The 20,346-nt window shown below is 34.4% G+C and carries 22 protein-coding genes, 2 pseudogenes and 1 riboswitch; of the genes and pseudogenes, 18 read left to right on the top strand and 6 right to left on the bottom strand.

Features of this window, described 5'->3' with window-relative positions:
• Positions 1 to 10: 10 nt before the first annotated feature.
• Positions 11 to 202 (bottom strand): hypothetical protein, encoded by a 192-nt coding sequence (locus tag AC2CGR_RS11415; RefSeq protein WP_000544998.1) that lies wholly within the window; start codon positions 200 to 202, stop codon positions 11 to 13.
• Between the two features lie 122 nt (positions 203 to 324).
• Positions 325 to 423, top strand: a riboswitch (SAM riboswitch).
• Positions 424 to 511: 88 nt separating this feature from the next.
• Here AC2CGR_RS11415 and AC2CGR_RS11410 point away from each other — a divergent pair.
• The 4 genes and pseudogenes from AC2CGR_RS11410 to AC2CGR_RS11395 all read left to right on the top strand — a co-directional run bounded on the left by AC2CGR_RS11410 (position 512) and on the right by AC2CGR_RS11395 (position 2,376).
• Complete coding sequence (locus AC2CGR_RS11410) at positions 512 to 781, top strand: hypothetical protein (protein WP_086387814.1); 270 nt, start codon at positions 512 to 514, stop codon at positions 779 to 781.
• Positions 782 to 1,033: 252 nt separating this feature from the next.
• Complete coding sequence (locus tag AC2CGR_RS11405; protein ID WP_087967694.1) at positions 1,034 to 1,423, top strand: SWIM zinc finger family protein; 390 nt, start codon at positions 1,034 to 1,036, stop codon at positions 1,421 to 1,423.
• Positions 1,424 to 1,450: 27 nt separating this feature from the next.
• Entirely contained in the window at positions 1,451 to 2,026 is a 576-nt protein-coding gene (locus tag AC2CGR_RS11400; protein WP_087967696.1) for an NAD(P)H-dependent oxidoreductase, read from the top strand.
• Positions 2,023 to 2,376 (top strand): annotated as a pseudogene (locus AC2CGR_RS11395) (group-specific protein). The gene AC2CGR_RS11400 and the pseudogene AC2CGR_RS11395 overlap by 4 nt, the downstream one beginning before the upstream one ends.
• 40 nt (positions 2,377 to 2,416) lie before the next feature.
• Here AC2CGR_RS11395 and AC2CGR_RS11390 read toward each other — a convergent pair.
• Positions 2,417 to 3,763, bottom strand: a complete 1,347-nt coding sequence (locus AC2CGR_RS11390; RefSeq protein ID WP_484480833.1) for a short-chain fatty acid transporter — start codon at positions 3,761 to 3,763, stop codon at positions 2,417 to 2,419.
• 410 nt (positions 3,764 to 4,173) lie between these two features.
• Between AC2CGR_RS11390 and alo the strand changes: the two genes are divergently transcribed.
• The 4 genes from alo (at position 4,174) to AC2CGR_RS11370 (ending at position 7,395) form a co-directional block, all read left to right on the top strand.
• Entirely contained in the window at positions 4,174 to 5,712 is a 1,539-nt protein-coding gene (alo, locus tag AC2CGR_RS11385) for an anthrolysin O/cereolysin O family cholesterol-dependent cytolysin Alo (protein WP_270184955.1), read from the top strand.
• Positions 5,713 to 6,044: 332 nt separating this feature from the next.
• Complete coding sequence (locus AC2CGR_RS11380; RefSeq protein ID WP_484480832.1) at positions 6,045 to 6,602, top strand: TetR/AcrR family transcriptional regulator; 558 nt, start codon at positions 6,045 to 6,047, stop codon at positions 6,600 to 6,602.
• Positions 6,603 to 6,616: 14 nt separating this feature from the next.
• Positions 6,617 to 6,979: a DMT family transporter gene (locus AC2CGR_RS11375; RefSeq protein ID WP_131100189.1), complete on the top strand. Its 363-nt coding sequence runs from the start codon at positions 6,617 to 6,619 to the stop codon at positions 6,977 to 6,979.
• Positions 6,976 to 7,395, top strand: coding sequence for a YvaD family protein (locus AC2CGR_RS11370; RefSeq protein ID WP_484480831.1), 420 nt, complete (start codon positions 6,976 to 6,978; stop codon positions 7,393 to 7,395). The genes AC2CGR_RS11375 and AC2CGR_RS11370 overlap by 4 nt, the downstream gene beginning before the upstream one ends.
• Positions 7,396 to 7,566: 171 nt before the next feature.
• Here the strand turns inward: AC2CGR_RS11370 and AC2CGR_RS11365 are convergent, their stop codons facing one another.
• Complete coding sequence (locus AC2CGR_RS11365; protein WP_087967707.1) at positions 7,567 to 8,109, bottom strand: transcriptional regulator; 543 nt, start codon at positions 8,107 to 8,109, stop codon at positions 7,567 to 7,569.
• Between the two features lie 125 nt (positions 8,110 to 8,234).
• On the opposite strand from AC2CGR_RS11365, the gene AC2CGR_RS11360 reads away from it, so the two are divergent.
• The 3 genes from AC2CGR_RS11360 to AC2CGR_RS11350 are packed head-to-tail and all read left to right on the top strand — an operon-like array spanning position 8,235 to position 10,161.
• Positions 8,235 to 8,474, top strand: a complete 240-nt coding sequence (locus tag AC2CGR_RS11360) for a PLD nuclease N-terminal domain-containing protein (protein WP_087967709.1) — start codon at positions 8,235 to 8,237, stop codon at positions 8,472 to 8,474.
• Positions 8,471 to 9,376 carry an ABC transporter ATP-binding protein gene (locus tag AC2CGR_RS11355; RefSeq protein WP_484480830.1) on the top strand — a complete coding sequence of 302 codons (906 nt, stop codon included), beginning with the start codon at positions 8,471 to 8,473 and terminating at the stop codon, positions 9,374 to 9,376. Before AC2CGR_RS11360 ends, AC2CGR_RS11355 begins: the two co-directional genes overlap by 4 nt.
• Positions 9,373 to 10,161, top strand: a complete 789-nt coding sequence (locus AC2CGR_RS11350; RefSeq protein ID WP_484480829.1) for an ABC transporter permease subunit — start codon at positions 9,373 to 9,375, stop codon at positions 10,159 to 10,161. Before AC2CGR_RS11355 ends, AC2CGR_RS11350 begins: the two co-directional genes overlap by 4 nt.
• Positions 10,162 to 10,582: 421 nt before the next feature.
• Here AC2CGR_RS11350 and AC2CGR_RS11345 read toward each other — a convergent pair whose 3' ends face one another.
• The 3 genes from AC2CGR_RS11345 to AC2CGR_RS11335 form a co-directional block, all read right to left on the bottom strand.
• Positions 10,583 to 11,842, bottom strand: coding sequence for a serine hydrolase domain-containing protein (locus AC2CGR_RS11345; RefSeq protein ID WP_484480828.1), 1,260 nt, complete (start codon positions 11,840 to 11,842; stop codon positions 10,583 to 10,585).
• 100 nt (positions 11,843 to 11,942) lie between these two features.
• Positions 11,943 to 13,142, bottom strand: a complete 1,200-nt coding sequence (locus AC2CGR_RS11340; RefSeq protein WP_131100174.1) for an MFS transporter — start codon at positions 13,140 to 13,142, stop codon at positions 11,943 to 11,945.
• 15 nt (positions 13,143 to 13,157) lie between these two features.
• Positions 13,158 to 13,574 carry a MarR family winged helix-turn-helix transcriptional regulator gene (locus AC2CGR_RS11335; protein ID WP_131100171.1) on the bottom strand — a complete coding sequence of 139 codons (417 nt, stop codon included), beginning with the start codon at positions 13,572 to 13,574 and terminating at the stop codon, positions 13,158 to 13,160.
• A 189-nt stretch (positions 13,575 to 13,763) separates the two neighbouring features.
• Between AC2CGR_RS11335 and phaZ the strand changes: the two genes are divergently transcribed.
• From phaZ to AC2CGR_RS11300, 7 genes and pseudogenes are all read left to right on the top strand, one after another.
• A complete protein-coding gene (gene phaZ / locus AC2CGR_RS11330) occupies positions 13,764 to 14,666 on the top strand; it encodes an intracellular short-chain-length polyhydroxyalkanoate depolymerase (RefSeq protein WP_484480827.1) in 903 nt (300 codons plus the stop codon).
• A 60-nt stretch (positions 14,667 to 14,726) separates the two neighbouring features.
• Entirely contained in the window at positions 14,727 to 14,960 is a 234-nt protein-coding gene (locus AC2CGR_RS11325) for a hypothetical protein (protein WP_071726155.1), read from the top strand.
• A gap of 113 nt (positions 14,961 to 15,073) precedes the next feature.
• Complete coding sequence (locus tag AC2CGR_RS11320) at positions 15,074 to 16,270, top strand: MFS transporter (protein ID WP_029438957.1); 1,197 nt, start codon at positions 15,074 to 15,076, stop codon at positions 16,268 to 16,270.
• Positions 16,254 to 16,454: an NETI motif-containing protein gene (locus AC2CGR_RS11315; protein ID WP_000166303.1), complete on the top strand. Its 201-nt coding sequence runs from the start codon at positions 16,254 to 16,256 to the stop codon at positions 16,452 to 16,454. Before AC2CGR_RS11320 ends, AC2CGR_RS11315 begins: the two co-directional genes overlap by 17 nt.
• Before the next feature lie 537 nt (positions 16,455 to 16,991).
• On the top strand, positions 16,992 to 18,227 hold the full coding sequence (locus AC2CGR_RS11310) for a CapA family protein (protein WP_087967719.1): 1,236 nt from the start codon (positions 16,992 to 16,994) through the stop codon (positions 18,225 to 18,227).
• A 48-nt stretch (positions 18,228 to 18,275) separates the two neighbouring features.
• On the top strand, positions 18,276 to 19,007 hold the full coding sequence (locus AC2CGR_RS11305; RefSeq protein ID WP_087967721.1) for a M15 family metallopeptidase: 732 nt from the start codon (positions 18,276 to 18,278) through the stop codon (positions 19,005 to 19,007).
• Positions 19,008 to 19,262: 255 nt separating this feature from the next.
• A pseudogene (locus tag AC2CGR_RS11300) lies at positions 19,263 to 20,024 on the top strand (alpha/beta fold hydrolase); the annotation flags it as partial.
• Positions 20,025 to 20,346: the final 322 nt, after the last annotated feature.

Raw genomic sequence — 20,346 nt, 5'->3', positions numbered from 1 at the left:
GGAAGCTTTTTCAATCTTGTTCTAAAATATGAACCGTGTAATCGCAGCGTTGAATAGCTTGTTCGATCGCATAAAGGGATTGTTCAATACGAGCGCGATTAAAATCTTTTTCAACAGTCTGTAGTGCTGCTTCTAAACAATGTTTTGCTTCTTGTAATGATTGAAAAGAGTCTTGGACATATCCGCGGGCATTTTCGTGCATTTCATAATCCTCCTTGCATATTCATATATGTATAGTATGAACAGGAAGAGAGAAAATATAATTTGTTATATTTGTTTGACAATTAAAGTGAAATTACGTATAGTAAGATTTAAGTGAATATTTTCTTATCCAGAGAGGTGGAGGGACTGGCCCGATGAAACCCAGCAACCGCGATGCAGGTGCTAATTCCAGCAGAACATATTTGTTCTGGGAGATAAGACGAAGATATATACGTAACTTCTTCTTATCGAAGAGGTTTTTTTATTGCAAAAAAACCGACTACGAAAATTTATATGAGGAAGAAAGGGGTTGCGCATTACTGTGACACTCGAAAAATACGTAAAACTGCGTAGTACAGTTTATGAATATATGATAGAGCAAGATAAGCCGATATCATTGTTAGATATTCAAGAACATATCGTTTCGCATCATGAAGGAAAATTCACGAAAAAGATGTTACATCAATTTTATTTATCAAGGCTATTAGATGAACTGAAACTGGATGGGAAAATTACATTAGCTGATGAATATCTCTATACTGAAAAAGGGGTATTTTATAAGGCGAGAAAAGGGAGCTAAGCTCTCTTTTTTTGAAGTATGTAGAGTAAAAGACTGCTTAAGCAGCCTGATACAGGGAATGGTGTTGAGTGTGTAGTGTCAAAGATTGAATGTGCCTGAAAGAGGCACTTCATATCGGCTGCAAATGAAAAGAGACACCTCCGCCGAATAGGTGTCAGTCGTTTTGTCACATAGACTTGCTATTTGACAGTTATTAGAATAACATGCAGGGGTTGTGGAAGTCAAAAGGGAATTAAAGGAAGAGGTGCTATGATGTACGCTTACTTATTACATGATATAACGAAATGGATTCCTAAATACATTATGGATAAAGGTTATGAATATTATGAAGATGGACATGTAGAAGATGTTGAAATACAAGACAAGAAAATATTTGCTTTCGTTACTGGAAATGCAGGAAACTATGAAGTGATTATTGATCTTGAAGATTTTACAGAAAGTAGCTGCGAGTGTCCGTATGAGAATCTTTGCAAGCATATGGCGGCAGTTGTTTATGATATTCAAGATGCTGGTGAGAGTAAGGTGAAAGAGAAACTGAAAGGTTTAGAAAAGGAAGAGTTACTTACAGTATTAAACCGTTTATTACAAAGTTCGAAAAACGTGCAAATTGTAGAGAAGATGTTAAAGAAGGAGAAACTTTAACTATAGTATAGAGGGAGTTGTTTTGCAGTGAATGTATTAATTATATACGCTCATCCTAGCCCTTCAAGTTTTAACTCGGCCATTTTAAAGCATGTGCAAAAAGGATTACAAGAAACAAATCATTCAGTTACGGTACTTGATTTATATAAAGAACAATTTGATCCAGTCCTTGTATTTAATGAAGAGAAGAAAAGACGAGATTTAGTAAATGAAGAAGAGACAGCTCAGTACAGAAAATTAGTAGCAGAAGCGGATATGCTTTTATTCATCTATCCGATATGGTGGTGGGGGATGCCTGCTATTTTAAAAGGGTTTATTGATCGCATTTTCGTCGCTGGATTTGCTTATAAATATGAAGGTGCCCTGCCAAAGGGCTTATTGAAAGGAAAGAAAGCGTGGGTAATTCATACGCTAGATTCACCGTTATGGTACGTCGCACTATTATATCGATCAGCGGATTGGATAATGATGAAGAGAGGTGTTTTACGTTTTTGCGGCATTCGCGATATAAAACGATCAGTTTTTCAATCTGTGAAAACGAGTAAACGAGAGAAGCGGGAAAAGTGGTTATTACAAATAGAAGAAAAAGCTCGTACATTATGAATGAACTTGATCGTATTATAAATTGTTGTAGGTATGATAACGAACTTTTGCAAACATATATTACATGTTTACTTCAATTGAAAAAATGTAGCGAAACGTTTCAACAAATTCAAATGTAATTAAGAAATGATTACTTAATAAGAGGAATTTGTGAAAGAGAAGTTGATGAAGTAGTAAGGGGAAGTAAGGAGTATGAAATGCATTTTCTTCCTAAAGCGTTACAGTGGGATTTCTTGAGGGGAAATCCGCATCTAATTGAAAAAGTATGTGAACATTTTTTTGCATGTGAGGCATTACATCTTACGGATATAGAGTGGAAGAAGATTATAAATTGCATGGGAAATAAATGATTTATTATGTAAAAAAGCTAGTATAAAACTAGCTTTTCGTTTAAATAAATAGGAAACATAGACTTATGATAAATCCTGCATATAGTAAGTTAACAACGCAAAATCCCATAATATCACGAGCGCCTAAACCTGCTATCGCTAATGCCGGTAATGCCCAGAAAGGTTGAATTAAATTCGTCCAAGCATCTCCCCACGCAATGGCCATTGCTGTTTTTGCAGCAGGTACACCAAGTTCAGCGCCAGCTGGAATCATAATGGGTGCTTGCACAGCCCATTGACCGCCGCCAGATGGAACGAAAATATTAACGATGCCAGCACTTAAAAAAGTAAAGAGCGGGAAAGTCGTTTCATTTGAAATGCTAATAAAGAAATTTGAAATAGCTCCTCCAAGTGAAAGTCCTTCACTATTTACTCCAATCATCATCCCCATAATTCCTGCGTAAAACGGAAATTGAAGTAAAATACCAGAAGCACTTTTCGTAGAGTCTGAAAAAGCACGAATATATTGAATCGGAGTACGGTGGAAAATAAGTCCAGCAATTAATAGCATGAAAATAACGATATCAAGTGTAAGGTTAAAGCCTTTCGTATAAAAGTAATTGAAAATATAAATGAGACCTAACAATCCAACGCAAAGTGTAATGATGATACTATTTTCCATTTTTTCAGCGAACGTATTATTTCCTACCTCTTGAGCTGCAGCTTCTTCATGAAACACGCTAGGGTCTACTGTAATCGTATGTTTTTCATCTGGATGCATCGATTTATTAATGAGAGGCATCGTAACTAAAAAGATAATAACCGGAACGAGAGCGTATGGTGAGAATAACGTTTCTGTAATTGGAATCGCTTCTTTAATACTTCCAGCTGTCGTTTTAATTAACGTTTCTCCGCCTGTGGCTAACGTAAGAGGGATAGAAGCAGAAAGCCCCGCATGCCAAATGAGAAATCCAGAGTAAGAAGAAGCAATGGCTAGTCTATAATCTAATCCTTCCAGCTGTCTTGCCACTTCTTTGGCATATAAAACAGATACAACAATACCAAAGCCCCAGTTTATGTACGCCCCTAGTAAACTTACGATTGAAATGGCAATAATACCTTGTCCATTCGTTTTCGGTAGTCTTGCCGCTTTTGTTAATCCTTTTTTAATAAGAGGAGCGTTTGCTAAAGCAGATCCTGTCACGAGTACAAGTGCCATTTGCATAGAAAAGGCGAGAAGCCCCCAAATGCCATTACCCCAGTGATTAATCATTTCCACAGGTGTTTGGTGCGTTGCAAACATGCCGAAGAAGATAACAAAAACAGTTAATAAACATGATAAAATAAAAGGTTCTGGCAAGAAACGTTGCACTAAAGCGACGCAACCATTTGTAAAAGAACGAAACAAAATAGATCAACCTCCTTATGTATATGTATTACAATTATTCGAGGTTGTTTCGTTCATACCCTTTTAAAAATAGAAAATTCTGATATTTTTAGAGGGATTGAAATATGTTCAAGAAGAGTAGTAGCATTATCACCCTGACAGAAAAAGTTGCTTTTTCCCTAATATGAAATATTGCATATAAAAATGAATTGATGCAAATGTAAAAGCTTATTATAATGAAAGCATAAATATACAACACATCTTAATACAGCAAAGAGGAGGAAGTAATATGGAAATCGCAATGGCAGTTTTAAAATTTTTAGGTGGAGTAATTCCTTTAGTCCAAGAACTTTTAAAAGCGTTTATGTAAGTGTATTCGTTAGCTATCATGTATCAATCATTATTATTATATCTTACTAAAAAAGAACGGGGTGATTTTTCTGAATAATAAGAAAAATACCAAGAGAAGAAAGTTCCTTACATGTGTATTAGTTAGTCTATGCACTCTTAATTATTCATCTATTTCTTTCGCAGAAACACAAGCCAGTCATGTAACTGATATAACTAAAAATGCTAGTAGCATTGATACTGGTATAGGAAATCTTACATATAATAATCAAGAGGTTTTAGCTGTAAATGGTGATAAAGTAGAGAGTTTTGTTCCGAAAGAAAGTATCAATTCAAATGGTAAATTTGTAGTGGTGGAACGCGAGAAAAAATCACTTACAACGTCACCAGTCGATATTTCGATTATTGATTCTGTAGCAAATCGTACGTATCCAGGGGCTGTACAACTTGCCAATAAAGCTTTTGCAGACAATCAACCGAGTTTATTAGTGGCTAAGAGAAAGCCTTTGAATATTAGTATAGACTTACCTGGCATGAGAAAAGAAAATACAATCACTGTCCAAAATCCGACATATGGTAATGTAGCTGGAGCAGTAGACGATTTAGTATCTACTTGGAATGAAAAGTATTCTACAACACATACGTTACCTGCAAGAATGCAGTATACAGAATCTATGGTTTATAGTAAATCACAAATCGCAAGTGCCCTTAATGTTAATGCTAAATATCTTGATAACAGTCTAAATATAGATTTTAATGCGGTAGCAAATGGAGAGAAAAAAGTGATGGTGGCGGCATATAAACAAATATTCTATACCGTAAGCGCTGAATTACCTAACAATCCATCCGATCTCTTTGATAATAGTGTTACTTTTGGTGAGTTAACTCGTAAAGGAGTAAGTAATGCAGCTCCACCTGTTATGGTCTCAAATGTAGCTTATGGTAGAACGGTTTATGTAAAATTAGAAACAACATCTAAGAGTAAAGATGTACAAGCTGCTTTTAAAGCCTTACTTAAGAATAACAGCGTCGAAACGAGTGGACAGTACAAAGATATTTTTGAAGAAAGTACCTTTACTGCTGTAGTATTAGGCGGAGATGCGAAAGAGCATAACAAAGTTGTTACAAAAGATTTCAATGAAATCCGAAATATCATTAAAGATAATGCTGAATTAAGTCTTAAAAATCCAGCATACCCAATTTCATATACAAGCACTTTCTTAAAAGATAATGCAACTGCTGCTGTTCATAACAATACAGATTATATCGAAACGACAACTACAGAATATTCAAGTGCTAAAATGACACTTGATCATTACGGTGCTTACGTTGCCCAATTTGATGTATCTTGGGATGAATTCACATTTGATCAAAATGGGAAAGAAGTACTAACACATAAAACATGGGAGGGTAGTGGCAAAGATAAAACAGCTCATTACTCTACAGTAATCCCTCTTCCACCAAATTCAAAAAACATAAAAATCGTAGCAAGAGAATGTACAGGTCTTGCATGGGAATGGTGGAGAACAATTATTAATGAACAAAATGTTCCATTAACAAATGAAATAAAGGTTTCAATTGGAGGAACAACATTATATCCAACTGCTACTATTAGTCATTAAGTTGAAGCGAAGCGCCCTGTTTATAGGGCGCTTTTTTTACTTAGGTGAAAGGTAGATTGGAGTTTCTCGCCATCAAGCTAAAAAAGAACATATACTAACATATCCTTATAGAGCTGCATGTAACTTTTTTAAGGCTTCATGCATCAGTGTGATTCTATACATTCACTTGATTGTTGAATATGCAGGAATGTTCCTCATTGCTCTCATGTTTATCTGTTTTGAGTTGAAAATTAGAAATTTTAAAATATTTATTGTATACATTATGTTAAATATTGTAAAATGAAATGGTACTAAAAAAACCAAAATGGTACCAATGGTTTAGGGGGCGGATTATGAAGCAAAGAATAGTAACAGAAACAATTCATCAAATTCAAACGAAGGGGTTTACATTTACAATTAGTGATTTAGCAAAACAATTAGCTGTCAGTAAGAGGACAATCTATGAGCACTTTTCTTCAAAAGATGAAATAGTAGATGAAGTTATTCGTAGTGTAATAGAAAGTATTCAAGAAAAGGAAAAAGATATCGCTGAAGACGGTACGTTACAAACAGTTGAAAAAATAAGACTCATCTTAATTTGCATTCCACAACAATTTACATTCATGGATGCACGTTTATTAGTAGAACTAAAAAAACATCATTATAACCAATGGTTAAAATTAGATCAGTTTTTACGTGAAGGTTGGTCTACTGTAATTGGTTTAATAGAAGAGGGAATGAGAGAAGGAAGCATAAGAAAAATTCAAATTCCGTTTTTTATTGAAGTATACTTGGGGGCACTGAATCGCATATATGATCCTATGTTTATAGAAAAGAGTGATTATACATTGGGAAGTATGCTTGAATCGATTATGGATATGTTACTATACGGAATTTCTAATCCGAAATAGAAGGTGGGAGAATAATGCAGTGGATTTATTTATGCTTAGCAATTTTATTTGAGGTAGCAGGTACAACTGCAATGAAACTATCTGATGGATTAACGAAACTTGTACCAAGCATTCTTATTTTTGTATTTTATGTAGTAAGTTTTGCATTTCTGACATTTGCATTAAAAGGGATGGAGATGTCCGTTGCATATGCGGTTTGGTCAGGTATGGGAATTGTAACGATTACAACAATTGGTTTTGTTTATTTTGGAGAAAGTATCAATGTAAGTAAGATACTAGCAATTCTTTTTATTTTAGTTGGAGTCGTAATATTAAATTTTAATAGTACGACACATGAAGCGAAGAAAAAAGAAATGGTGGAGGAACGTATACATTGAATCGATTAAAGTATTTTTTCCTTATTACTGATGTTGGGTTTGTTATATATTGGCTCATAACAATTTTTCATATGATTCCACAAGAATATTTGTTTAAAGATTATGAAGATCCTATTTTAGTAGCTTGGAACTGGTCTTTTTTACCCTTAGATTTGTTAATCTCGTTAACGGGATTTTTAAGCTTGTATTTGCATTCTAAACAAAAAAAGATTTGGAGCCACTTTGTGTTCCTATCATTAATTTTAACTTTTTGTTCAGGGTTACAAGCTCTAGCATTTTGGACAATCCGTTTAGATTTTGATATGTCTTGGTGGATTCCCAATTTATATTTATTAATTTACCCATGCTTCTTTTTAAAAGGCGTTTGGAGAGAGTGTGGATCGTATGAGATTAACGCGAGAAAAGAATTCATGTAATATAGATAAAATTTTAAGCACATTCGAATTCTAGATTCTACAACATTTCAGCTTCTAGATCAGTTTTTTCGCCAGCCATACAGCAGAAGTCAAAATAATTTTCGAAATGAAGATAGCCGATGTTTCCTATGGCAAGGAAGCATCGGCTTGTATGATGTATGTTGAGTGAGTTCACGTTTCTGGAATAATTGTAATAGCGACAGTCCGAACCGGAGCCTCTATTTCATCTTTACTTTGGCTATTATAGTACTTAATCATTAATTCGTTAAGTTCGCTTTGAAATTTTCCAAAGTGTTCTTCATCTAGCTTTAATTCCACTACAGAAAAAGTAGCAGTATCTTCTTGACTGTTTTGTTCCTCTAATTTCTTAAGGTAACTTTGATATTGTGTCATAAGTGATAACTGATAATAGGAAATGTAGTTTAACTTTTCATCATCCGATAATCCTTTCCATTCACTGCCTTCAATCTTTGCATCTTCTTCATTAATTGCGTAATATTTTTCAGAAACAGATTTCACCTTTTTTTCTTTAATTACATGGACGATACCAGAATCAACCATAGTTTGTAGCTGTCTATATAGTGTGGCTTGTGGTACATTTTTAATGATTTTTACCATTTCTAATGGTGTTAACCCATTTTCCTTATTTCTCATTAACACTTGGCAAATTTTCATTCTTACTGGATGCATTAAAATTTCAACTTTATTACTCATTCGCTCACCTTATTTATTATGTATTTTTATTCTCATTATAAATAATGAGAATAATGTTTGCAATTCATTCGTTTATGTTTTATCATTATCGATAATGAGAATGAAATTAGGGAGGAATGATAATAATGCAACTACATTATGGATTGAATGATCTTAAAGACATTGATATTATGACTTTTCTACCCATTATATTGCCAGTTATTGCAGTGGGGGCACTTTTAGTCCTCATTGCATTCATTGATTTATACCGACATAGAAAAACAAGAAAAAATGTACTTGTATGGACGTTCATTATTCTTTTCGTTCATATATTGGGACCTATTTTCTACTTCGTTATAGGGAGAAAGGACAGTGAGAAATTATGAAACTAGAGATTAAAAATGTAACAAAATCATTTAAAGGAAAAATTGCTGTCAATAATTTCTCGATGGAACTGCAAGCGGGGGAATGCGTCGGATTAATTGGACCAAACGGAGCAGGAAAATCTACATTAATAAAAGTAATTTCGGATATTATTCATCCAACTGCTGGTGAAGTTTTATTGAATGGGATAAAAATATCAAAAATGAAAAGTGAAATTGGTTATTTACCGCAATATCCTAATTTTTTTCATTGGATGACAGCGAGAGAAACGCTTACGTTTATGGGCCAACTTTCCGGATTGAAAAAAGAAGAATTGTCAAAGTTGATTCCAAAGATTTTGGAGAAAGTTGGACTAAGGAACGAAGAAAACGCAAAGGTTAGTACATTTTCTGGTGGAATGAAACAACGACTAGGTATTGCACAAGCATTATTGCATAAACCGTCACTTATTGTCATGGATGAACCGGTATCCGCATTAGATCCGATTGGCCGGCGGGAAGTATTGAATTTAATTGAAGAAATAAAAAAAGATACAACCATTTTATTATCAACCCATATATTAAGCGATGCAGAAGAAATCTGTGAACGATTTGTCATTATAAAAGATGGAACAAAAATAGAAGATACAACGATTACGGAGCTTGTACACCGGAATAGTGAAAATAAATTAATAATTGAAATAACAGCTAAAGATCAAAAGTGGATTGAAGTTGTAAAAAAATTACCGTATGTGAAGGACGTTGAAGTGGTTGGGCTTAAAATCAAAGTGAAGGTTGAAAGTATTGAAATAAATAAAAATATGTTATTGCAAAATGCACTCGAACATAAAGTGGACATCGTTAAATTTGAAATGAGCAACGATACTTTAGAAGAAATTTTCTTGAATTTGGTGGTGCAAAAATGAATAACTCAATTGTATTGATAAAAAAAGAATGTGTGCAAATGTTACGTGATTTTAAGATTATTTGGCTACCAATTGTTTTTATTTTTTTAGGTGCAACACAGCCGATAGTAACTCATTATTTACCATCAATTCTAGAAGCGTTAGGTGGAGGACAGGGAATTATCATTGATCCAAATATGGCAACACAAAACGGAGGCGAAGTATTAGCGAGTACTTTGGGATCTCAGTTTGATCAGCTTGGACTTATGATTCTAGTGATATCTATGATGGGAGCTATTCAAACAGATAAAGCAAATGGTATGTTGGCTTTTATTTTAACAAGACCCGTTACTGTTACTTCATATGTAGGTGGGAAAATAGTGTCAAATTATTTAATGGCAGCTTGTAGTGTAACAATTGGATACGTTACATCTTATCTATATGTAAATTATCTTTTTACTGCTGTTCCATTCGCACACCTAATTACTGGATTACTATTTTATCTAATTTGGGTTCTTTTTATCGTATCTTTCACAACAATGATAAGTGCTATTTTTCACAGTCAAGGTATTATCGCATTAATTTCAATTGTTTTCCTGTTAGCCTGTAGAGTAATCGTCGGTTTGAATCCAATAATGGATCAGCTTAATCCAGCCAGTATGAGTACGTATGCAATGGAAACGTTAGTTACGGGGGACGTACATTCAAACGCAATAATTACAGGATTACTAACTATAGTTTGGATTTTGTTGACACTCTTCGTAATGTATTATTGGATTGCTAATAAAAAGTTTCATTATGAATAAACGTGATGAGGGTAATGGGTTTAAATAAAACCCCCCAACAATAAAAAGCTTCCACTACTGTGAAAGCTTCTCTAACTGAAAGTGTTGGAAGTACTACGAGAACAGTGGTGCCTTATGAATAAGGGACAATAAAAAAACTTCTGGATGCAAGAGGATTTTTTTATTGGGAATAGTAAGGATGAGGGGAGGTGTATTACATATGGGAAAAGGTAGAAGTAATAATGCTGGTAAAAAGCAACCAAATTTCGATGATTCATCTAATTTCGCTAAACAGAGTCAACCGACAGAAAAGAAGAAGAAATAAAAAAAGGAGCTCTCTTTATCAAGAGAGCTCCTTTTTTAGATATATTGATGTTTCAACACAACAGATTGTGTGTTCAATCAAATAGTCATACATGTAAGGTTTAAACTCCTGCTTCCACTACTGTGGAAGCTTCTCTAGATGATGTGCAATATCAATATACATATTAGAGTAAACAGAATGGATTTCATTACTTGGCGTAGCGTTAGAAGAGAAGTGGACAATTACCATATTTGCTTTCGGATCGATGTAAAGTGTTTGTCCGTAACTACCTAACACTTCAAAAGCACCTTGTTCATTGTGTGGAATCCACCATTGATTATGATAAGAAATGGAAGCTCCAGGACCAACTGCAAGTTCACCTTCTTGAACATTTTTTATATCTTCAGTAATAGAAGAAGGGAGAATTTGTTTTCCGTTATATTCCCCGTTATTTAATAATAATTGTCCAAATCTCGCCATATCTCTAGCAGTTGCATTTAAACCAGCGCTTGCTTGTTCAATTTTTGTTTCATCTGTTACGTAATACGCGTTTTCTTCCATACCAATTTGAGACCATATGCGCTCACTAACGTTTTCAGCTAATGATTTACCAGTGATCGTTCGAATAATCCAAGCGAGTGTTTCTGCTGATCCGTTATCGTAAGAAAAATCGGAACCAGGCGGTGCAGTTTCTTCTGCTTCTCGTAACATATCATAAATTTTCATCGGGCCGTCGTAATTTTTACCTCGAGGTAAAATATTGCTCGCTAAATATAGTTGTGCATCTTGATTTTCTAACGCTGGGTGTTCATAGCCGTGAGTCGGGTACTCTGCAGACACTTGCATGTCCATTAATTGCTGAAGCGAGGCATTACCGAACGGTGTATTTTTTAATTCTTTTATATATGTGTCAGCTGTTTTTTCTAAGTCAATACGTTTTTCTTCAGCGAGTGATTGTATAATTGCCCCGGTAAAGACCTTTGCTAATGATGCCATGCCATGAGGTTCACTCTCGTTATATCCATTAAAATATCGTTCATATACAAGTTTTCCATTATGTACAACAACGAAAGCATCCGTTTTGTTATCGTCTAAAAGTTTTTTTAGAGGAGTTGTATTTCCAAATCTACGCTCCACAGCAAAATCGTCTAAGTTTTGCAAAGCGGTAGAGAAGTGGGAAACTTGATCTGGGTTATGATTTACCTCGTTAATTAAAGTGAATTCTTTCATATGTGTATACGACCAACGTAAGTACGGATCGTCTAACCAATTTTTTTTCGTCACATTATTTTTCGACGGGATTGTTTTATTATGTTTGAAGTATGTAAAACCGAGCCCTGTAATTACAAATAGGAATGTGATTATGAGTAAGAGTAGGGGAGATTTTTTAAGTTTCATATCGGTCCCTCCTTTTTATTTCTATTATAAGTATACGCTTCAATTGAAAGAAATACAAAATAAGGAAAGTAAACGGATAAGTTTACTTTCCTTATTTACGTTAAGCGGATATTTGTCCGTCTGTACGCTGTTTCTTGAATTTTTGTTTTCGTCCGTGTAATCCATAGTATAAAAGTAAAGTGAACGCAACGATAATAGCTGCGATAAAATACATATTATGATAACTTGATTTCGCTGCGACGATACCTAAAATGAAAGAACCAAAGCCAATACCACTATCAAAGAATGAGAAGTACGTAGCTGTCGCAGAACCACGTCGATGGTTTGGAGCGGCAGAAATTGCAATCGTTTGGAAGCTAGGAATTAATGTTCCGTAACCTAAACCGATTAGCATCCCTGCGCCAAGGAACCAAAATGAAGTTTGTGCTTGGCTTAAAATGAACATCCCAATTGTGAAAATAATAATAGCCGGATAAACAAGTACGTTTTCACCGAAGCGATCAAAAATCTTACCTGTAAATGGACGAGAAATGACAACAACAAGTGCGTATAAAATAAAGAAGTAACTTGCAATATCAGCTAAACCAAGCTCTTTTGCATAAATAGGAATAAAGGATAAAATACCACTATAAGAAAAGGCTAAAACAAATCCTGTAAGAGCGATTGGAATAGAAGATGGTTCAAGTAAGTCTTTCCATTTCATTTTTTCTTGTTTTTGTTTCTTTACTGGTGCTTCATGCGGAATATTTACAAGTAGTCCTAATAAAAATGCAAGCAATGAAAATACGGAACAAACGATAAATAATACAGTAAACGAAAAATGAGAAATAATTGTTAAACCTAAAAAAGGACCAATTACCATCGGCAAACTCATAAATACGCCGAAATAGGCAAGTGCCTCGCCTCGTCTATGAGCTGGCGCAACATCTGTGACAATCGTACCAGTTGCAGTTGTTGCCATACCGAACCCAATACCATGTAAGAAGCGAAGGGCTAGTAATAAAAATAAACTTTGTGCACCGAAATACATAACGGTAGCGGCTAAAAATAGTGAAAGTGAAATAAATAATATTTTCTTTCTTCCTAAATCATCGAGCCATTTTCCTGTGAATGGTCGACATAAAACAGATGAAATAAGAAAAACAGTTGCAACTAAACCAATTTCCTCAGGTTTTCCTTTTAGGCCGTCTATTACATAGACAGGTAAAGTAGTCATAAGCATGTAAAATGTTAAAAAGAGAAATAGACTACTAAAACAAGTTCCGAGGAAATCCTTCGTCCAAAGTTTCTCACTTTGCATGGTCATCCCTCCAAGTTAATCTAAGTTTTTAATAATTTGTTGTAATACTTGAAATGCTTGATGTAAATCCTCTTCGTTAATACCTTCTAGTGTCTTTTCTTCGAAAGTATCCACTTCTTCTTGCCATACCGGAATCATTTTTATCGCTGTTTCTGATAACGAAATGAGCTTCTCACGGCGATCTTTTCCTTCTGTACGAATAATCCAGCCCATCGTTTCCATACGTGTTAACGTACGGGTCATCGTTGGTGATTCAACGTTTAAATACTGACATAATTCTGTTTGCGTACAAGAACCAGTTTGATTGATACGGAAAATAACAGCCCACTGCGCACTAAATAACCCAGTTGGAGATACGCGTTCATTAAATTTCTTCGTAAACTTGCGAGAAGTCTGGCTGACGATGTGAAAAAAATGTTGTTTTTCGTCCATGTATTTTGATCCTTTCAAATTAGTTACCTAGCTAACTATATACTTTTTTATTTTAATTGTCTAGTAATAGACATGTTGATTTATGTAAAAAATTCTTATAGGTTTTATGTTGCGAACATATATTCTACGTGCTATTCTTTAAGTAAGTAAAGAATTTTCTTTCTATTAAATAGAATGGGGGAACTTGTGATGATTAAGCCTGCAACAATGGAGTTTGTTTCACTCTCGAACGGAGAAACGATTGCATATCAGGAAGTTGGAAGGCGAAATACAGATATTCTTGTACTTATTCACGGGAACATGACATCGTCACAACATTGGGATTTAGTTATTGAAAAGCTGCAAGATCAATACCATATTTACGCTCTCGATTTAAGAGGATTTGGTCAATCAACATATAATCAATCAATAGATTCATTAAAAGACTTTGCAGAAGATGTAAAACTATTTATCGATCAATTAAAACTAAAGAAATTTTCATTAATGGGCTGGTCAATGGGCGGTGGTGTTGCAATGCAATTTACAGCGAATCACCCAACTTTTGTAGAAAAGTTAATTTTAGTAGAATCAGTAGGAATGAAAGGATACCCAATCTTTAAAAAAGATACGAATGGGCAGCCGATCGTATCTAGTTTAGTTAAGACGAAAGAAGAAATTGCGCAAGATCCTGTACAAATTGCACCAGTGTTAGATGCGATAAAAAATATGAATAAATTATATTACCGTACAGTATGGGATTTATTAATATATACACATAATCAACCTGAACCGGACCGTTATGAAAAGTATTTAGATGATATGTTAACGCAACGTAATTTCGTAGATGTGAATTATGCGCTCATTACATTTAATATTTCAGATGAACATAATGGGGTTGTAGAGGGAAGTAAGCAAATTCATCATATTAAAGCGCCGACACTCGTCATACAAGGTGATAGAGATTATGTCGTACCGCAAGTAGTCGGTGAGGAATTAGCAAAACATTTGCCGAATGCTGAATTACAATTGTTAGAAGATTGCGGTCATTCGCCGTTTATTGATTGTTTAGATGTATTTATAAAGCATGTAGAGGATTGGTTAGAACAGAAATAATCCCCGAAATGAAAGGTATTGCATATACTATAACATTGTAAGTAAAAGGGGAGATTATCAATGCACCATCCGTTCTTAATTGCGCATTCTCCATATAATCATCATATGTATACAAAAATGATGATAGCTCCGCTGTATATGCAAGTTTCACCAGTTGTAGTTCCTTTACAACTGCAATACTCCCACCCACCAATCGCTAGTGCACAGCAATACGTGTATGAAACTGCTTTTTATAAACATCCGTATTTTAAGCAATTCCATAACAATGTGAAAGCGCAAGTTTGGGAAGGATAAGAAGCTAAAAGATTCATTCTTTTAGCTTCTTTTTAATTGCGAATATTCGTACACGCATTTGCAGAAACAGTTTATAATGAAAGGTGGAAAGCGTGAGAAGGAGAGGGAAAGGAATGTCAATGCGTTTTACTTTTTGGATTATGGTTGGGATTGTAGCAATCTCGGGTTTATCACAAGGTATGCTTTTACCGGCCATTGCAATGATTTTTGAACAAGAAGGGGTTAGTTCAAGTATTAACGGTATTCATGCGACGGCACTATACATTGGGATATTAGTAATCTCACCGTTTCTTGAAAAACCGATGCAAAAGTTTGGAATGAAGCCAATTATCGTGATTGGTGGGTTTCTCGTTATTATTTCATTATTCTTTTTTACACAAACATTTTCGTTTTGGGTATGGTTTATCCTTAGATTTCTAGTTGGAGTCGGAGATCATATGCTTCATGTCGGAACACAAACATGGATTACGACAACATCAGACCCGAGTAAAATAGGGAGACAAGTATCAATATACGGTGTATTCTTCGGAATTGGTTTTGCCGTCGGTCCGTATTTAGCAAGCACAGTTCAGTACGGTCTTGCAACGCCGTTTATTATATCTACTATACTTTGTTTAATAGGTTGGCTCCTATTACTTCCAACGAAAAATGCATTCCCAGCGCAAGATGAAAGAGAAGTGAAGAGTGAATCATCATTTTCTCGTTATAAACAAGTTGTTGGATTAGGATGGATTGCACTGCTGGGACCACTTGCATATGGCGTACTGGAAGCAATGTTAAACAGTAACTTACCAGTATACGCACTTCGAAAAGGATGGTCCGTTTCAGAAGTTTCCTTCTTATTACCAGCATTTGCAGTTGGGGGCATTATTACACAAATTCCGCTCGGTATATTAAGTGACAAATACGGAAGGGACCGTATTTTAACGTGGACGTTCTGTATAAGTACGGGCATTTTCTTGCTTGCAGCCGTATTTGATCAATATTACTGGATCGTCTTTGCCTGCATGTTGTTAGCGGGTATGGTCATTGGATCGTGCTTCTCGTTAGGACTTGGGTTTATGACAGATTTATTACCGAGACACTTATTGCCAGCAGGTAATATATTATCTGGAATTGCCTTTAGTTTAGGAAGTATACTGGGACCTGTATTAGGAGGCGTATTTATAGAAAAAATACAGTATACAAGCTTTTTTATTGCGGTTATGATTATAATAGGAATTCTCGCAATGTTATATATGATCTACATGAAGAATCAATTCGCATCAAGAAAAATAGAAAGTAGGTTAGGGCATGACAAAACAACCTAATAAAAAGAAATTTGAAGTACTCGAAAACGAAACAATTACAGACTGCTTAGCACGTATGGAACAAGAAGGCTACGCACCATCTCGTCGCATGGAAGAGCCAATCTTTCATGAAGTGAAGAAAGACGGTAAAACAGTAGTTGAACCGTGTGGTAGGAAGATTGTTTTTGAGGGGAAATTGAAGTAATCTAATAAAAGTTCTTCTTTGTGGTATAGAGCCCTCCAAATCGTTTGAGTTGGAGGGTTTGTTTATATTGGGCGGAGAAAAGATTGCTACTTTTTCCGTATATTGCTAAAATAAGTTCTTGGGGCTTACTTGTTGTTAACGGTATAATAATTGTCGCTCAATTTAAAGAAATTAGTTACACAGATTTCGCACTAACTAAAGAGGGGGCGGCAGCAATCCCTTATTTTTGGAGCCACTCATACACGTAAAGTAAGAGAGGAGGATATATGAACTATTCGCCTCTTTTGTTTAGATTAACCAGCTATTACAATTGGAACTGGTATATCAAATTCAACATCCTATTGGATAATGTTTTTCTAGCAATCTATTCATTCTGATAGAAATAATAGATTGTTAGAAAGTGAAAAAGATTATCCGTATATTCCGAAGCAAATGTAATAGAGTGTTTTCAAAAATTAAGTGTAAAATCAAAATACGCTGTTTTAAAAGTTATTTGTTAGAATTGGTTATTAGTAATATGACAGAAAAGAGGATTACATGTTAGATAATTTACAGAGAAATAAAAAGTTTTTTTTATTATGTTTTATTTTTTTATTGATTTTAACCGCTTGTGACAATACAGATATTAAGACATCTAAAGCTTCATTACCACCGGCTCAATCAAAGGCAGATAAATCATTAAAAACACCCAATTGGGTCGATAAAAGTCCTATTCAAAAATCCCCTAATTTTATGGAAGATAAAAAAGTAAAATCGGTAGTGAATTTAATAGCAACGGGTGATAATTTATATCATGACGCAGTAATTAAAGATGGCAAACAAAAAGATGGTTCATATGATTATAACTATATTTATGAAAATATAAAAACAGCTGTTCAATCAAGTGATCTTGCTATTGTGAACCAGGAGACTCCAATTGCAGGAAATCATCTAAAAGTACAGGGATATCCTACTTTCAATACACCTGAAGAAGTAGGTCAATCTTTAGTGGACACTGGATTCAATATAGTGACTCAAGCGACAAATCACACGATGGATATGGGTATTAAAGGTGTGATGAATACAAGAGAATACTGGAAGAAATATCAGGATGTTATCCCATTAGGCATTAATGAGAGTCAAAACGAACGCAATGAAATAAAAACGATTACCAAAAATGGTATTCGTTTTGCGTTACTAAATTATACATATGGTACGAATGGAAATAAAATTCCAGGGGATAAGTCTTGGGCATTAAATTTAATTGATAAAGAAGCGATACAAAATGATGTGGAAAAGGCAAAGAATAATTCTGATATGGTGATTGTTATGGTGCATTGGGGAGTAGAATATACCTTTACGCCTTCAAAGCAACAAAAAGAAATTGCTCAATATTTAACAGATTTAGGCGTAGATGTAGTAATTGGAAATCATCCACATGTAATCCAACCAATTGAGTGGAAAGAAAATAAAGATGGACATCAGACGCTAATCTATTATTCTCTTGGAAATCTTATTTCTGCTCAAGAAAAATTAGAAACATTGATTGGAGGACTATCGTATATACAATTTGTTAAGTATGAAGATGAAACTTTTGGTATACGACAAGCTGCAGTTGTACCGACAGTAACCGACTATGCTGATGGTAAGAAGCATTTTAAAATTCAATTTTTAAAAGATTATTCAGATGAAAATTCTAAAAAACATGGGGTTAAAGAATTTGTCGGCCCTGTTTCTTTGAAGGATTTTAAGGATATTCCTAAAGAAGTGTTGGGAAATTGGTATAAAGACTAATAAACAAAAAGGGAATGAGATACAATTAAAAAAATTATAATTTTAGCATTGGTATTGGCATTGGGATGGAGTCTTGCTGCTTGTAGTGGAAAACAAACATCTCAGGAAACTACTAATCATAATGATAAAAATAAAGTTGATATAAAAGCGAATAAAAAAGATGCATTACCTATTTCTGATCTTAATGATTGGAGAATTATTCTTGTAAATAGAGAACATATGTTACCAAAGGAACTAGGGATTGAATTAACAAGTATCACCCAAAATGCTAAGCCAAATATGAAAATAGATAGCAGAATTGCAACTTCCTATCAGGATATGGTAACAGCTGCAAAAAAAGAGGGCATTAACCTTTATTTAAGGTCAGGTTATCGAGCTATAAAATTACAACAAACTTATTATGATGCTTCAGTTAAAAGCTATAAATCTCAAGGTTTGTCGGATACAGAGGCTAGTGCTAAGGCATTGGAATATCTTCAGTATCCTGGCGCAAGTGAACATCATACTGGATTAGCGTTAGACATTATTTCAGTTGAATGGCAGAATACTGTAGAAGACTTAAATGCAAAATTTGAAACTACCGATGCATTTAAATGGTTAGATAAGAATGCTGCAGAGTATGGTTTTATTCTTCGCTATCCAAAGGATAAAGAGGAAATTACTGGCATTAAGTATGAGCCATGGCACTATCGTTATGTAGGAAAAGAAGTTGCTATATATCTAAAAGAAAAGGGATTAACTTTAGAAGAATATTGCGAAAAAATTAAGTCCGACAAATAAAAGTACACTTTGATTCTATTAAAAAGTCAGTAGACATATTTCTCTTCAGTAAAGGAGATAAATTATGCATTGTCACTGGAAAAGTTGGATCTGAAGGATGTCTCCATCTTCCTCTTCGTATTGCGAAAACTGTGTATGATAATGTAAGTACGTATGAATCAATGTATGTATCAAGAACTTAAAGTTATAAAAGAAGCAGTGAAAAAGGATCTGATATTCATATCAGATCCTTTTTCATTCGTAACATGGAATACTTGTTTACATGGGGTAGGTATCCCTAGTCTTACCTTCATAGAAGGAGCTGAAAAACTAAAAGACGAGTACAGGTTTATTGTATTATATGCAGCAGGTCATGGGAAAATGGATTCACTAGATTTAACTGAAGAATATGAGATGCCAAATATAATAGATTGGTTGCATGAAATAGCAGATATTCTTGAAATCGATCAATTTTATTCTCTATCGCATTCTTGGGGGAGTTTTGGATATTTATTTTATATAAATAAATATCCGCAAAGGGTCAAAGGTACGATGCTTATTGATGGTGGGTATTAAACGAAGAGGTTAAAAGTTCAAACACTAGAAGAAGTAGTAGCGCATTATGAAAAAGACTTTGATGAATATACATTTGATGGTTGGGATGACTTTTTCAAAATAGAAAAAGCAGCATATACACGATGGTCACCGATGATTGAAGTGGCAGTTAAAGACCTTGCTGTTGAAAAGGAAGGTAAAGTTCATTGGCATGTAAGTGGTACTACTGCAGTTAATATCATTAAAGCGATGCACAAGCATGAGACAATAGACATTTATGAAAAATTACCATCTTCTATGATTTTATTAAGAGCGACTGAACCTAATAGCTGGAATGAATATAGAGATAAAACAGCTAAAATTTTTGAAGAAAAAGCGAAGGGGATAGTAAAACTTATCCCGGAATCTACTCATATACTTCATTGGGATTATCCGGAAATCGTTGTTGACGAAATAAGAAAGAATTGGTCTTTCTCTCAATAACGATTTAATATGAATGTATTCTACAGAACAATTAGATAAGAAACCGAATTTAAAAACACTGCGATTGGCAGTGTTTTTTGTTTGTGTGATTTGTGCAATGGATACTTATTATCGCTTTCAGTCCAGCAATAACGAATTCCACAATAGATGACGGAACGTACAATCTGTATAATTGAAACAGACTACTTAAAATAATGCACATAAGTTATAAAGTGAAACTTTAATCAGTGGGGTCTTACAGCTCGTTAATGCGGGATAAATAAAATCCGTACATTCACATGTGTTAATACCTTTGTAGGAAAGAATAATGATACAAAAGTAG

Source organism: Bacillus sp. LSHTCR4 (assembly GCF_057197025.1).
Note: the sequence above shows the minus strand (reverse complement) of the source record. Positions and strands in the feature narration are given on the sequence as shown.

Excerpts from the sequence above, each read along its gene's own strand:
- AC2CGR_RS11415 (WP_000544998.1), bottom strand. The coding sequence starts at position 202 with ATGCACGAAAATGCCCGCGGATATGTCCAAGACTCTTTTCAATCATTA.
- AC2CGR_RS11405 (WP_087967694.1), top strand. The coding sequence starts at position 1,034 with ATGTACGCTTACTTATTACATGATATAACGAAATGGATTCCTAAATAC.
- AC2CGR_RS11380 (WP_484480832.1), top strand. The coding sequence starts at position 6,045 with ATGAAGCAAAGAATAGTAACAGAAACAATTCATCAAATTCAAACGAAG.
- AC2CGR_RS11375 (WP_131100189.1), top strand. The coding sequence starts at position 6,617 with ATGCAGTGGATTTATTTATGCTTAGCAATTTTATTTGAGGTAGCAGGT.
- AC2CGR_RS11365 (WP_087967707.1), bottom strand. The coding sequence starts at position 8,109 with ATGAGTAATAAAGTTGAAATTTTAATGCATCCAGTAAGAATGAAAATT.
- AC2CGR_RS11360 (WP_087967709.1), top strand. The coding sequence starts at position 8,235 with ATGCAACTACATTATGGATTGAATGATCTTAAAGACATTGATATTATG.
- AC2CGR_RS11355 (WP_484480830.1), top strand. The coding sequence starts at position 8,471 with ATGAAACTAGAGATTAAAAATGTAACAAAATCATTTAAAGGAAAAATT.
- AC2CGR_RS11350 (WP_484480829.1), top strand. The coding sequence starts at position 9,373 with ATGAATAACTCAATTGTATTGATAAAAAAAGAATGTGTGCAAATGTTA.
- AC2CGR_RS11345 (WP_484480828.1), bottom strand. The coding sequence starts at position 11,842 with ATGAAACTTAAAAAATCTCCCCTACTCTTACTCATAATCACATTCCTA.
- AC2CGR_RS11340 (WP_131100174.1), bottom strand. The coding sequence starts at position 13,142 with ATGCAAAGTGAGAAACTTTGGACGAAGGATTTCCTCGGAACTTGTTTT.
- AC2CGR_RS11335 (WP_131100171.1), bottom strand. The coding sequence starts at position 13,574 with ATGGACGAAAAACAACATTTTTTTCACATCGTCAGCCAGACTTCTCGC.
- phaZ (WP_484480827.1), top strand. The coding sequence starts at position 13,764 with ATGATTAAGCCTGCAACAATGGAGTTTGTTTCACTCTCGAACGGAGAA.
- AC2CGR_RS11325 (WP_071726155.1), top strand. The coding sequence starts at position 14,727 with ATGCACCATCCGTTCTTAATTGCGCATTCTCCATATAATCATCATATG.
- AC2CGR_RS11320 (WP_029438957.1), top strand. The coding sequence starts at position 15,074 with ATGTCAATGCGTTTTACTTTTTGGATTATGGTTGGGATTGTAGCAATC.
- AC2CGR_RS11315 (WP_000166303.1), top strand. The coding sequence starts at position 16,254 with ATGACAAAACAACCTAATAAAAAGAAATTTGAAGTACTCGAAAACGAA.
- AC2CGR_RS11310 (WP_087967719.1), top strand. The coding sequence starts at position 16,992 with ATGTTAGATAATTTACAGAGAAATAAAAAGTTTTTTTTATTATGTTTT.